The sequence below is a fragment of the Sphingomonas endophytica genome, assembly GCF_014199415.1.
Classification (GTDB): Bacteria; Pseudomonadota; Alphaproteobacteria; order Sphingomonadales; family Sphingomonadaceae; genus Sphingomonas; species Sphingomonas endophytica.
Genome location: NZ_JACIJN010000008.1, coordinates 17,158 through 31,218, shown reverse-complemented (window position 1 = coordinate 31,218; position 14,061 = coordinate 17,158). Strand labels below are relative to the sequence as shown.

8 protein-coding genes and 1 pseudogene are annotated in these 14,061 nt (G+C 65.8%); 5 read left to right on the top strand and 4 right to left on the bottom strand.

Annotated elements, in window-relative coordinates:
* Positions 1–480: 480 nt before the first annotated feature.
* Both FHS97_RS12250 and FHS97_RS17720 read right to left on the bottom strand, forming a co-directional pair.
* Positions 481–927, bottom strand: coding sequence for an Lrp/AsnC family transcriptional regulator (locus FHS97_RS12250; protein ID WP_184038070.1), 447 nt, complete (start codon positions 925–927; stop codon positions 481–483).
* On the bottom strand, positions 924–2,885 hold the full coding sequence (locus FHS97_RS17720) for an isoaspartyl peptidase/L-asparaginase (protein WP_343053441.1): 1,962 nt from the start codon (positions 2,883–2,885) through the stop codon (positions 924–926). Before FHS97_RS17720 ends, FHS97_RS12250 begins: the two co-directional genes overlap by 4 nt.
* 139 nt (positions 2,886–3,024) lie before the next feature.
* On the opposite strand from FHS97_RS17720, the gene FHS97_RS12240 reads away from it, so the two are divergent.
* The gene (locus FHS97_RS12240) at positions 3,025–5,832 is read left to right on the top strand and encodes a TonB-dependent receptor plug domain-containing protein (RefSeq protein ID WP_184038067.1); all 2,808 of its coding nucleotides are present in this window, start codon (positions 3,025–3,027) and stop codon (positions 5,830–5,832) included.
* 5 nt (positions 5,833–5,837) lie between these two features.
* A pseudogene (locus tag FHS97_RS12235) lies at positions 5,838–6,528 on the top strand (integrase core domain-containing protein); the annotation flags it as partial.
* Positions 6,529–7,165: 637 nt separating this feature from the next.
* Here FHS97_RS12235 and FHS97_RS12230 read toward each other — a convergent pair.
* Complete coding sequence (locus FHS97_RS12230; RefSeq protein WP_184038063.1) at positions 7,166–7,948, bottom strand: AraC family transcriptional regulator; 783 nt, start codon at positions 7,946–7,948, stop codon at positions 7,166–7,168.
* 90 nt (positions 7,949–8,038) lie between these two features.
* Between FHS97_RS12230 and FHS97_RS12225 the strand changes: the two genes are divergently transcribed.
* Positions 8,039–8,650, top strand: coding sequence for an MSMEG_1061 family FMN-dependent PPOX-type flavoprotein (locus FHS97_RS12225; protein ID WP_184038060.1), 612 nt, complete (start codon positions 8,039–8,041; stop codon positions 8,648–8,650).
* Positions 8,651–8,777: 127 nt separating this feature from the next.
* Here FHS97_RS12225 and FHS97_RS12220 read toward each other — a convergent pair whose 3' ends face one another.
* Positions 8,778–11,021 (bottom strand): TonB-dependent receptor, encoded by a 2,244-nt coding sequence (locus tag FHS97_RS12220; protein WP_184038057.1) that lies wholly within the window; start codon positions 11,019–11,021, stop codon positions 8,778–8,780.
* A 151-nt stretch (positions 11,022–11,172) separates the two neighbouring features.
* On the opposite strand from FHS97_RS12220, the gene FHS97_RS12215 reads away from it, so the two are divergent.
* A complete protein-coding gene (locus FHS97_RS12215; protein ID WP_343053440.1) occupies positions 11,173–12,975 on the top strand; it encodes a DUF1826 domain-containing protein in 1,803 nt (600 codons plus the stop codon).
* A gap of 13 nt (positions 12,976–12,988) precedes the next feature.
* Positions 12,989–14,038: an alpha/beta hydrolase family protein gene (locus tag FHS97_RS12210; RefSeq protein WP_184038051.1), complete on the top strand. Its 1,050-nt coding sequence runs from the start codon at positions 12,989–12,991 to the stop codon at positions 14,036–14,038.
* The last annotated feature ends 23 nt before the right edge of the window (positions 14,039–14,061 follow it).

The window sequence follows — 14,061 nt, the reverse complement described above, 5'->3', positions numbered from 1 at the left end:
ATTGCTAAAGGATAGTCATTCCGAACCAGATGATGATCCACCAACCCACCTTCGGTCATTCAGCCACTTCCCGCCGCGGTCCGAAGGCAGCCATTCGTTCACCTCGGTTGCAGCCGATATCAGCTTGAGCGCCCAGCGCCCATGTGCACTGCTGATGCTGAACAGCTTCCCGCTGCCGCAGCACTAGCTGGCTTCCAGAACTCGGCTGATTACAAGGATCCGCGCCGCAGATACACCCTCTTCTAGCGGATGCTTCCGCTAGATAGGAGCGCGCCTGCTTCACACCCTAGCCGCCACGTGGCAGGTCTTATCTCCGCGCTCGATCAGCATATTCTTAACGTCCGCAGGCTCAGCGTGAACCGCCTTTACGAGCTGCAGTAGCCGAGCAACGGTACGTGCAGACAAGCCAATATCTCTTTATACTTGAACAAGATCAATCGCCAATAGAAGCATTTAGCATGATTGAGGCGTCGCTCCGGGTCAGCGCTCCAACTTCGTGGCCAGAATAACAGAAGTGATCGTCTTCTCGACGCCATCAACCATGCTGATCTCGTCAATCAGATCATTGAGGTGCACGCTGTCGTCGCTTTCCAGCATGGCGATGATGTCATATTCGCCGCTGATCGCGTGCAGCGCCTGTATCCGTGCCACGCGTGACAGCGCCTTTTCGACGTCGCGCCGCGCGCGCGGCAGCGCCTTTATCATCATGTGCGCCCGGACACGGCTCTCCGCGAACACCGGCCCAAGCCGCACGGTATAGCCTGCGATCACCCCGGCCTCTTCCAGCCGGGACAGCCGGGCGTAAAGCTGCCCGCGCGACGTGCCCAGAGTCTTGGCGAGTTGCGCGATCGGCTGGCGCGCGTCGTCCCGCAGCAACAACAACAAGCGCTCGTCGATCGGATCCAGCGGTACGGCGCCGGCGGTCATCGCCGCAGCGTCTCCCCGGCGTAGATCGCGGTTTGCGGCGCGATCGTATCGCTTGCCTGCCCGCGATACATGCCGAGATCGTTGATCGCGAACGCCGGATGGCCGTCCGCCCCCATCGCGATCAGCCCGCCGTCGCCGCCGATCGCGCCGACTGCCTTGATCGTCGCCTGCGCGGCATCCGCCAGCGTCTCGCCATCCCAGGCGATACGATCGCACACCTGCCGCGCGGCGCTCTCGCGAATGAAATATTCGCCCGACCCGGTCGCCGATACCGCGCACAGCCCGTCCTTGGCATAGGTGCCCGCGCCGATGATCGGGGAGTCGCCGACGCGGCCCCAGCGCTTGCCGGTCATCCCGCCGGTCGAGGTCGCCGCGGCCAGATCGCCGCTGGCATCCAGCGCGACGGCGCCGACGGTGCCGAACAGATGCGTGCGGTCGATCGCCGCGGTCTGCTTCGCGCGCCACGCCAGCAATTGACGCCAGCGTTCTTCGGTGCGGAACCATGCCGGGTCGACCTGCTCCAGCTTCTGCTCGACCGAGAAGCGATCCGCGCCCGCGCCCATCAGCAGCACGTGCGGGCTATGCTCCATCACCGCGCTCGCCAGGTCGATCGGGTGACGGGTGCGCGTGACGCCTGCGACCGCGCCGGCGGCCTGCGTCTTGCCGTCCATGATCGCGGCATCGAGTTCGTTCCGCCCCTCCGCGGTGAACACCGCGCCGCGGCCGGCATTGAACAGCGGATCGTCTTCCAGCACGCGCACCGCCGCGGCGACTGCGTCGAGCGCGCGCCCGCCCTTGTCGAGCACCGCGCTGCCGGCGCGCAACGCCGCGTCGAGCCCGGCGCGATACGCATGCTCCTTTTCGGGCGACAGCGTGCCGGGTTCGATCACCCCGGCCCCGCCATGGATCGCCAGCGACCAGCGCGGCACCTGCGTCAACTGTCCGCCCGCCGCGGCATAATGACGCGTGAACGTGGGACGATCAACGGTGCCGGACGGCAAATGCACCACCGATCCCGCGCCGATCCCGGTGACGCGCACCCGCGGTGCGCGCAGCGGCCCGCGCCGGTCCAGCCCGCGCAGCCCGGCGCCGTCCACCACCCAGCCGCCGCCATCGGGGGCGGTGGCGTAGATCCGCCCCGAACCATCCGGCTCGACCGCCAGCGCGGCGCTCTCGTCCACGCCCAGCCCGATCATCCCCGGTTGGTCGGCGGGGCGATCCGCTTCCGCCTTCGCGATGAAGGCGAATAGGCGGCCGAGCCGGTCTCGCTCTTTGAAATGCGTGTCGGTCACCACGCCCTTCAGCAGTGCGAGGTGCAGGAAATCGTCCTCGATCGTCACCGCCGCGCCGAACGGTGCGGCAAGCGCCTGCGCGCTGGTGATGCTGCCGTCGTCCATCGCGGCGTACAGCCGCTCGCCGAGCATCGCGAGGCCGGCGCTGGTGCCGGCGACCGGCTTGCCCGCGGCGACATGCGCGTCGAGCGCGGCGGCCACCGGGGTGCCTTTCCAGTAGCGGACGTAGCGCGCCTGATCGCCGCCCGCGATGAAGATCCCGTCCGCTTTGGCCAGTGCGGCGAGCAACTTCCTGTCGGTGGCGGCGGCGCGGTCCGCAAAGACGAACGTCTCGACGGACGCGACCCCGCCGATCTCCTTGAAGAACTCCTCGCCGATTTCGGGACCGTAGGATGCACGGAGCACGACGATATGGCCATGCCCGGCCTTGGCGAAGAACCACCGCATCGCATCGTGATTGCGGTCGCCGCCGCCCATCAACAGCAGCCCGCCGGAAACGGGATCGGGGGTCGGGCCGGTCAGCCGCCCGATCGCATAATGCCGGTAACTGGCCTTTGCGAATGCGGGCGTCGTCGTCAGCCCCCACGCCGCCACCGCGGAAACCACCAGCCCCACCGACACCATCCGCCGCATTCCACACCTCGCCCCGGTCACCCAGTCGGACACGATGTTACAATTAGCGCGCCGCAAAGGACAACATGCTTCGCGTTAAAAACAATCTGCTTGAAACAATCTGACAGTTTTGGTGAAATGTCACAGTCGCGCATCGACCGGGGGCAACCGGCGCGTGGCAGGGGGAATTTTCATGACGCGTACCGCACGGCTCTTGCGATATCGACGGCTGCTTGCACTCGGCTGCTGCCTGCTCACGCCGGCGATGCCCGCCGCGGCGCAAACCGCTGCAAATACCGGCGATGCGCCCGGCGACGAGGTCATCGTCACCGGATCGCGAATTCCGCGCACCGGGCAGGAGGGCCCCGCGCCGGTCACCACGATCGACGCCGATACGATCCGCGCCAACGGCTATACCAGCGTGCCCGACATCCTGCGCGCCGTCACGCAGAACGGCGGCGAGACGCAGAGCCAGCAATCGTTCAGCGGCGCCAGCTTCACTCCCGGCGCGCAACAGGTCGATCTGCGCGGGTTGGGGCCGAACCACACGTTGGTGCTGGTCAACGGCCGCCGCATCGCCGACTTTCCGCTGCCCTTCAACGGACAGAGCAATTTCACCGACGTCTCGAACATCCCGGTCGGGCTGATCCAGCAGGTCGAGGTGCTGAGCGGCAGCGCCTCGGCGATCTATGGCTCGGATGCGATCGCCGGCGTCATCAACTTCAAGCTAAAGACGAAGGTCGACGGGCTGACGGTCGATTATCGCCACGGCCGCACCGAACATGGCGGCGGCGATCTGCACCGGCTGACCGGCACCGCCGGCTGGTCGAGCGGCGACTTCCACATCATCGGCGGCGGCGAATATCTGCTGCAGCGCCCGTTGTGGGCGTATCAGCGCGGCATCCAGGACAGCGCCGCCGACAATCCGACCACGCCGGTCACCGTCGGGCGGCGGACGTTCCTGCGCTACGATCCCGCCAATGACGAATATGTCGACCCTGGCGTGGCGACGTGCGGCGCCTTGTCGTATCTGAACGGCGGATCGACCTATTATGCGGCGCGCCCGCGCTATGGCGCGTTCGACGATGCGCTCGATGATTACGGCCCGGGGCGTTTCTGCGGCAGCGATACGTCAATCGGCTATGGCACGATCATCTCACGACGCGAGGGGTTCAACAGCTTCGTCTCCGCCGGTTACGACTTTTCTGAAGCCGCCAAGCTGTTCGTCGACGCGCAATTCGGGATCAGCAAGGTCGCGCTGATGCCGGACGTGCTCAACTGGTCGTTCCAGGACGCGTCGGGCAGCAGCGACGCGACCTTCTTCAACAGTTTCGACGGGGTGCTCGACGATTGGTCGCGGCAGTTCACGCCCGAGGAGTCGAGCGGCTTCGCGCGGACGATGACGCGCAATCGCCAGCAGACCTTCAGCATCACCCCCGGCGTGCGCGGCGCGCTGTCGGAGAAATGGTCCTACGAACTGTCGTTCAACCACAGCGAGTACAAGGCGCGCGTCCAGTTCCCGCAGATCATCGCGGCCAAGGCCAATGCGCTGTTCCTCGGCGCGCAGGAGGGGGTGGATGCGGACAGCGGGTATCCGGTGTTCAATGCCGATCCGGCGCGGCTCTACACGCCCCTGACGCGCGCCGAATATGAATCGATCGCGGTATACAGCACCTACAATCCGCGCAGCTGGACCGACAATCTGTCCGCGACGATCACCAGCACCGAGCTGTTCAGCCTGCCGGCCGGCCCGGTCGGATTTGCGGCGGTCGCGGAGGTCGGGAAGCAGGGCTACGACCTGAAGCCCGATCCGCTCGCGCTGACCGATTATTATTACGGGCTGAAGGACAGCGACGGGCGCGGACGGCGCTCGCACTGGGCGGCCGGGGGCGAGCTGCGCGTGCCGCTGCTGTCGTTCCTGCAGGCGTCGGGCGCGGCGCGCTACGACCATTTCGGCTATGACGGCAACGGGATCGGCAAGTTCACCTATAACGGCGGCGTTGAGCTGCGCCCGGTCTCCACGCTGTTGCTGCGCGCCGCCTATGGCACCGGCTTTCGCGCGCCGGATCTGCACTATGTGTTCACTGGCCCGGGCAACACGCACCCGTCGGCGACCGATTATTATCGCTGCCGCACCGAAGAACCCGACGAGACGATCGGCGATTGCAGCCTGTCGAGCGAGGGGATCGTCGTCCAGCGCTCCGGCAACCGCAAGCTGCGGCCGGAGACGAGCAAGTCGCTCAACGCCGGCATCGTCTGGGCGCCGTCGCGCCGCTTCGACGTGTCGGTCGATTATTTCCGCGTCTCGATGGCCGATCAGGTCCGCGACCTGAGCACCGACACGTTGCTGCGCGACGAGGCGGATTGCCGGATCGGGCGGACCACCGCCGGGACGCCAGTCGATATCGCCTCTCCCACCTGCCAGGACGCGATCGCACGGATCGGGCGGTTCGCGAGCGGCGTGAACCAGGGCGCGCTGGACTATGTCGCGGTCAACCCGATCAACATCGCCCACGAACGCACCACCGGCATCGACGTGGCGGTGCACGGCAACCTGTCGACCGGGATCGGCAATTTCGCGCTGTCCGCGGCGCACACGCACGTCTTCGACCACACGTTCCGCCAATATCCGGGCGATCCGACGATCGATAAGCTGGCGTTCGACAGCGGCTATGACATTCCACGCGACAAATCGACCGCCAGCGTCACTTGGTCCGCCGATGCGATCAAATTGACGGTGGAGACGCGGCGGCTCGGCAAGCTACCGAACTATGCGCAGGAGGGGTTCATCAAGGCCAGCTATCTGGTCAACACGACCTTCCAGTATGATTTCACCGATCATCTGCGCGGTTCGTTGAGCGTCACCAACGTTCTGGATCAGAAGCCGATCAAGGATCGAACCTATGCTGCCTATCCTTATTACGACATCAGTTGGTTCGACAGCGTCGGGCGAAGCGTGTTCCTCGAGATGACGTGGAAGCTGGGCGGCGCGGCATTATAGGTTGTGGACTGTACACCAGGGCCGGCGACGCGGATCTGCGGCCCCGTATTCGCCAGATCGCCGCGCAGCGGCCAACATACGGCTACCGCCGCATCGCGGCGGTCCTCAATCGACAGCAATGCGCCGAAAGACTGGCGCCGGTCAAACACAAGGCTCGCCTGAGCTCGCCGAAGGGCGCGTCTACCGCATCATGGCGGCGGACCGCCTGCTGCTCGCCCGGCGCTACACCGAGCGGCCCGACTATGGCCACCACGGTGTCGTGGTGGCGATCCGCTCGAACCTGCGCTGGTGCTCCGACGGGTTCGAGTTCACCTGCTGGAACGGCGAGGTCGTGCGCGACATCATGCTGGAAGCCGTGGAAACTCGCTTCGGCGGCATGCGCGCGGAAACGCCGACCGAGATGCTGTCGGATTACGGTTCGGCCTATACCGCCGCGAAGCACGCACCTTTGCCCGGTAGCCCGGCCTCAAACCCTGCTTCACGCCCGTTCGCAGCCCGCAGTCCAACGGCATTTCGGAGGCCTTCGTGCATACCCTCAAACGGGACTAGGTCCGCGTCTCACCGCTGCCCGATGCACTCACCGCGTTGACATCGCTTGCCGGATGGATCGAGGACGACAACGACAACCAGCCCCATTCAGGACTTAAAATGCGTTCGCCGCGCGAACATCGCGCAGTCATTTCTGCTATCGCTTGACTCCGTTAGGCCAAACGGGGGCCAGATCAATCCCGATGGCGCCTTTTCCTGCCTCTCAGGCCACCTAGCTTTACAGCACCGATGCGTATTCCTAATTTTGAGGCCGGTTCACGAAAGCTCGTCGGATCGACGGGGCCCGTCGCGCACCGCCATCGGTCTGGGTGCCATGATCGGAGCTGGCACGGTCACTGGAACCGGCCCCGAACGATAGAAAGGCGTTTTGGTTCGAAGCCATTGTCGAAAGTCATTCTCGAGCCAGTTCCGAGGGCCTGCGGAGTGATGAAGCGACCCTTGATTGCTAAACTGCATCGCTGCCAAAATGGAAACGACAACTTTCCCACCGAGACTGTCGCGATATCCCCAAAACACCTGAGACGTGGCGAGATGTGCTGGAGCGGCAGTCGAACTTGGCAGCGGAGAACACGATCATCAGATTACCGGCGGTTAAGCAGTCCTGATTATGGCAATCCTTATCCACTCGAACCAACAACGCATGGGAGTGGCAATGTGAAGCTCATGTGCGACTGGATTACCTTCAACCATTCAACGTGCTCTGGTCGCGCCGCGGCAGCCGTTCTTTGCCCAAATGATGTTGTCGCCACATCCTCCCGCAAAGTTCACTCGCCCAAATTCGGACTTATCGCGGCCTCGCAATCGGATGGGCCGTCGGCGTGACTCCGAACGTACGGCGGAAGAGCGCAATAAAGGCGCTCACGCTGTTGTAACCCAGGTCGATCGCGATCGTGGTGATCGGCATCCTCTCGGCAAGCATCTCGAGCGAGCGCATCAAACGCGCGCGCTGGCGCCAATCTGCAAAACTCAGCCCCGTCTCCAAGGGAAAGCGGCGGCTGAGCGTTCGCGCGGTCGTTCCGGCCCATGCAGCCCATTGCTCGACCGACTTGCGCTCGGCCGGCTCCTCCAGAAGCGCGCGGGCGATCCGGCGCAGCCGTGGATCGTGGGGCAGCGGAAGCCCCAGCGCCTCGGGCGGAAGCGTTGCGATCTCATCCACGACAAGATCGGCGATCCGCTGGCGCGCGTCGTCCATCGTCTCGTCGGGCCAGGACGCGGCGCGCAATATCGCCTCGCGCAACAGCGGTGGGATTGCGACCGTTCGTGGTGTCTCCGGTAACGCCGCGCATTTGGCCGGGGACACATAAAGGCTCCACCCGGCACCGGGCCCGAAACTCTGCCCGCCATGCATCTGATAAGGCGGCAGCCAGATCGCGTGCCCCGCCGGGACCACCCATGCGCCCGCCTCCGTCGCGATCGTCACGACACCCCTGCCGCAGCCGATCAATTGCCCGCGAGCGTGGCGGTGCGGCGGCGTCGCGAACTCGGCCCCAAGCTCCACCGCAAAGGCCATGATGGTCGGCCCTTCCACCTCGTTACCGATCTGACCGGCAGACCGACGATCGATCATGGCGCAAAACCGCTATCGAATGGCATGACTTGCTTAGTGCCGCCAGCATCGAAGCTCTACAAGGGGCCGTCTTGCAGGAAGGCAGGCCGTATGTCCGACGTCACCCACGACGATCTCGATCGTCTCTATGCACCGCCAGCCGAGTCCATCCAGCGTGCCGTGCTGCCGCAATTGGTCCCTTTCCACGAATCCTATATCCGCGCCGCGACCTTCTTCTGCCTCGCGAGCGGTCGCCAGCAGGGCCTCGACGCGTCGCCGCGCGGCGGCCCGGCCGGCTTCGTCAAGGTGCTCGGCCCGCAGCAGGTCGCCTTTGCCGACTGGCCCGGCAACAATCGGATCGAGACGATGCGCAACCTGGTCGAAGAGTCCAGAATGGCGATGCTGTTCCTGTTCCCCGGATTGGAGGTGTTCCTGCGCATCAACGGGCATGGGCACATCTCCACCGAGGCCGGCCTCCTCGAAACATTGCAGGAACGGCAGAAGCTTCCCAAAGCCGCGGTCGTCGTGACGGTCGATCAGGTTCTCTTTCACTGCGGCAAGGCCGTGAACAGGGCACGCTTATGGGACATCGATGCGCGCATCGACCGCGCGACCGTGCCGTCGGTCGGTCAGATGAAAGCCGCGATGGCGGGCGGAGCGCCAGCCGACGCACAGGCCGTCGATGCCCATTACCAGCATAGCGTCCGCACCGACCTTTACTGAGGCCGGGCCACTTGGAAGCGGCACGGAGCGGAACTGCAGGCGCTTGCGGCACGCCCGATTGTCGGACGTTAAACATGAGCGTTTTGCATCCCCAGTCGCGCTTGAAAAGCGGCTGGGGATGCGCGCATCAGAACGCCGCTCGCATCCCCAGCGCCAGCGCGCGTCCGGGCAGCGGCGCACGCAGTCGCAGGAAGGAATTATGCAGCCGCGCCTCTGCATTCGTCAGGTTCGCGGCGTCGACGAAGACGTCATAGCGGGCAGCCGGACCGAAACGGTAAGCGGCATGCGCGTCGACCAGCGTGAAGCCGTCGGATACCGGTTCCCCCTTGGCGACATCGGCCTGCCGCAGGTAGCGGATCGCTCCGATCGACGCACGCAGCGGGCCATTGTCCCAGCCCAGATCGCCGCCATAGCGCGACATCGGCGTGCGCGGGACGTAATCGCCGTCGAGCCGCTGGCGAAAATATTGGCGATCGAACGCCGCCGTCGCACCGCTGGCAAAGGGGCTATAGCCCTTGGGCAAGGTAAAGATCGGGCGGACCTGCACATAATCACCGAAGCCGTGCAGCGCGAAATGCCCAATGCTCGTCGTCGCACGAACCGTCGCCTCGCCCTCGATGCCCCGGAAGCGGGTGTCGCCCTGTCGCCATTCGCGAACCGGCAAGGTCCGCGACACGCCGGTATTGCCGAGGTAGAGATAGTCCGAGAATGTCGTACTGTAGGCGGACACCGTGGCCGCCAACCAGCGGGCGTCGACCCCGCCTCCGACCTCGATCGTCTCGGCGCGCTCCTTGCGCAAACGGGCGTCGCCCTGCTCTTCGGTCAGGATCGAAAAATGATTCCCGTTGGCGTAGAGTTCGTTGATCCCCGGCGCTCGCTCGGCATGGGACCAGCGAGCGTTCAGATAGAGGATTCTCAACAGCGACAAGCGTGCGCCGACATCGCCGCTCAGCAGATGGAAGTCGGCGTCACGGGCGTAAACCGCACCCTGACCCCGCCCTGCCCGCACGCTGGCTTCGTCGAGGTCGTAGCGCACCCGGTCGTAACGGACGCCGCCGTTCAGGATCAGCGGCGACAGCGTCAGTCGCTCGGTCAGGAAGGCGGACCGTTCGGCGGTGACCACGCCCGGCAGATAGGAGCTCGTCTCAGCAGTGCGGAGGCCGTGATCGGCGATCTGGCCGCCGATCGATCCGCTGAGCGGGCCGAGCGGCCGGTGCGCGACCTCGATACGCGCCTCCTCGCCGGTGCCGTCGAAGCGGCTCCAGTCCCGATTGGGCAGGCGTTCGCGGTCGCGTGAGCGGACATGCGCCGCGCGCAACGTCACCGTCGCGATACCGGGCAAGGGATCGTAAAGCGCGCCCTTCAGGTCGACGCGCGTCTGGCCCACGCTGACGCCGATCGGGCTCGCGCCGGTGCGTGACGGGGTGATGAGCGTGAAGCCCGGCACGCCATAATTGTTGTCGTATCGACCGATCGACAGGCCGAGAAAGCCGCCATCGACGATCAGGCTGCCGCCCGCCGTCACCGCGCTGGTCCGGATCGCGCTGTTGGGCAAGCGTCCGTCGGCATCGCCCATCGGGTCAAGCCCGGTGATGATCTGCCCTGATACCGGCGTCGCGTCGACATAGCGTTTGAGCGTCGGATTAAAGACATAGGTCGGTCTGGCCAGCCGGACCTGGCACAGCGCCTGCACCGGCGCGGCCGAAACGAGCGCTTGCCAAGTGCGGCAGGTATCGGCCTTGACGCGACCGGGGATCGCCTGGTCGCCCTGATAGCGGTACAGCCCGTCGAGGTGCCACGCGAACGCACCGCGCCCGCCGTCGAGCCGTGTCATGGTCGTCACCCCGACATTATCGCCGGTGCGCACTTCGGCACGCCCGGTCGGTGCGCCCTCATGCCGCAGCGTCGGGATACGACCGTCGTTGACGTTCACCGCACCCCCGATCGCCACGCTGCCATAGGCAACGGCGGCGCTGCCCTTGCGCACGTCGATCCGCTCGGCGAGGAACGGCTCGATCGCAGCGGCATGTTCGGCGCCCAACCCCGCCGCATCCCCCGTCGGCAGGCCATCGAGCAGGATCGCGACCCGTCCGCCGGTCTGTCCGCGGATCGTCGGGCGGCCGACGGCGGGTCCGAAATAATCATTATGGACGCCGGGCACCCGCGCCAGCGTCTCGCCCGGCGTCGCCGCCTTGCGCCGGTCCAGTTCCGCACCTTCGATCGTTAGATCGACCGCGCCGGGCACGCCCTTGACGTCGCCGCTGGCGGCGCGCTGTCCTTCGACGACGATCGTTGTCGGCGCTTTATCGGCTGCCGGATGCGTCGCGCTCGTTCCCGCGGCAGCCGCCAGCAGGATCAACTCTGCAATCATTGCTCGCAATTTCCCCCTCAAGATCGACGTGTCCTATGCAATGGTATATTGTATCATGCAAGCGGCTGTCGCGTGCGCCGCGTTGACAAGCCTCTCGACCGACAAGATAAGACGTTATATCATCTCTAAAATGCAGATGGAGAATGTGACGGTGGCCAAGCTCAACCACGATACGCGCCTGCCGGTGACGGTGCTGTCCGGCTTCCTGGGTGCGGGCAAGACGACGCTGCTGAACCATATCCTCGCCAATCGTGAGGGGCGGCGCGTCGCGTTGATCGTCAACGACATGTCAGAGGTGAACATCGACGCCGACCTCGTGCGCGGCGGCGAGGCGGCGCTGTCCCGCTCGGAAGAGGCGCTGGTCGAGATGACCAATGGCTGCATCTGCTGCACGCTTCGCGACGACCTGCTGGCGGAAGTCCGCACGCTCGCCGAGGCAGGCCGGTTCGACTATCTGGTGATCGAGAGCACCGGCATCTCCGAGCCACTGCCGGTCGCCACCACCTTCTCCTTCCGCGACGAAGCCGGCGTGTCGCTGGGCGATGTCGCGCGGCTTGATACGATGGTGACGGTCGTCGACGCGCTCAACCTGCTCGCCGATTACTCCAGCCAGGATTTCCTCGCCAATCGCGGGGAGACACTGGGCGAGGACGATCAGCGCAGTCTCGTCGGCCTGCTGGTCGAGCAGATCGAGTTCGCCGACGTGGTGGTGGTCAACAAGGCGTCGTCGGTGTCGCCCGAGCAACTTGGCGTCGTCAAGAAGCTGGTCGCCAGCCTGAACGCCGATGCCGTGATCGTTCCGGCGGATCATGGCCGGGTCGATCTCGACCTCATCCTCGCCACCGGGTTGTTCGACGAGGAGAAGGCGTCGCGCCATCCGCTCTGGGCGAAGGAGCTCTACGGCTATGCCCACCATCAGCCCGAAACCGAGGAATATGGGATCGAGACCTTCGTCTACCGCGCAAGGCAACCCTTCGACCCGGCGAAATTCCATGCCTTTCTGACGGATGGCGGGCTCGATCATGTCGTCCGCGCCAAAGGACATTTCTGGCTGGCGACGCGGCCCGACTGGGTCGGCGAGCTGGCGGTGGCGGGCAGCCAGACCGAGACCGCGCGCATGGGCCGCTGGTGGGCGAGCATCCCCAAGAACCAATGGCCCGACGATGGCCGTTTCGAACAATTCGTCGCGAAGCATTGGGATCAGGTCTGGGGCGATCGCCGGCAGGAACTGGTGTTCATCGGCATCGGCATGGACGAGGCGCGTATCCGCACGCGGCTCGACACCTGCCTCGTCCCGGCCAGCGCCTTCGCGCCGGCGCTCTGGACGCGCTTGCGCGATCCGTTCCCGGCCTGGGGGCGAGCGGCAGCTGGAAGCCGCGGAATGAGCCTTGCCACGATGACGTGCGATGTGGCGACCAGCGCGCATGTGGAGGTGCTGGACAGCATCGCGCACCCCGACGCCGCACTGGCGATGTGGGAGCGTCCCACGCTGCCTGCGCTGCACGAGGCGCTGGCGCTGCTCGATCCCGATGCGATCGACGATGTGGTTGCCGAGATCGCTGCCGATGCCGCGCTGGATGATGTCCTGCGCGCCGCCGGCTATCCGGATGCCATAGTCGCCCCACTCGCCGCCGACGTCGCCGCATTGGCCCGCCGTCATGCCGGACTGACCGGTGCCAACCGACTATCGCTGCGGCTCGAGGTGGTCGAAACCGACGCCTGCCGCCGCTTCCACGCCGATTACGTCACGTTGCGGATGCTTTGCACCTATGTCGGCCTCGGAACCCAATGGCATCGCATCGACGAACCCGATGTGGTCCGCCAGGTGGCGAGCGGGGCGGTCGCGGTGTTCAAGGGGCGGATGCTGCTCGACCCGCCGGCGGTGCTGCACCGCTCGCCCCCGATCGTCACCAGCGGCGAGCGCCGGCTGCTCCTCTCGATCGATCCGGCCTGAGGGAACGGCAACCATGCTGAAGATGGTCACCCGAGGTCTGGCGATCATGCTCGTAGCGGTGGCCGGCCCCGCCATTGCCGCGCCCTCGCCCTCCACTATTGCCGACGAAACGATCGTCTCGCGCGAAGCCTGGCGTGCCCCGTTCGCGACGCGGGCCGAATGGCTGGCGTTCGTCGGCGCCGCGCCGGGCGGGGCGGAAGCGGCCCGGCGCTATGACGCGCTCTACCCGCAGGACGACTATTATCGGTGGACGCAGGGCAGGACGATCGGCATCAGCCGCATCGTCTATCGCAGCGGCGGGCTGGCGATCCGCGGGTTGCTGCTCGAACCGCGCACGCCCGGCCGTCATCCCGTGCTGATCTACAACCATGGCGGCGTCGGCGAATGGGGACGGATCATCGTGCCCGACGTCCTCGCGATGAGCCGGCTGGCCGAGCGCGGCTATGTCGTGCTCGCCTCGACCTTTCGCGGCGAGGGTGGCAGCGAAGGCAAGCCCGACATGGGCGGCGGCGACATCGACGATACGCTGACGCTGATCGACGTCGCAACGACGTTGCCGACCGCCGATACCGCCCGTGTCGGGATGTGGGGCTTCAGTCGCGGTGGGTACACCACCTATGGCGCGTTGGCGAAGAGCCGCCGCATCGCCGCGGCGGTGATCGAGGGCGGGCCGACCGATCTCGTCCACGCCGCCCGCCGCGCCGAGTTCGACCGCCACGTCTACCCGGACGTGATCCCCGGCTATGCCAACGACAAGGACGGGATACTGGCACGGCGCTCGCCGATCACCTGGCCCGAGCAATTGGCACCCGACGCGGCGATTTTGATCCTGCACGGCGGCGGCGATCCGCGCGTCGAGCCGACCGACGCGCTGCGCATGGCGACCGCCCTCCAGCGGTTGAAGCGATCCTATCGCCTCAAGATCTATGAAGGCGGCGGCCATGACCTGATCGCCGACATGGTCGACGTCCGCGCGGAAATGGAGCGCTGGTTCGACCGCTACGTCCGCGACCGCGTCACGCCGCCCAAGAATGAAGCAGTGCCGGTGGCGGACGGACCATAACGCGCGAACGGTCTCGACCGCCG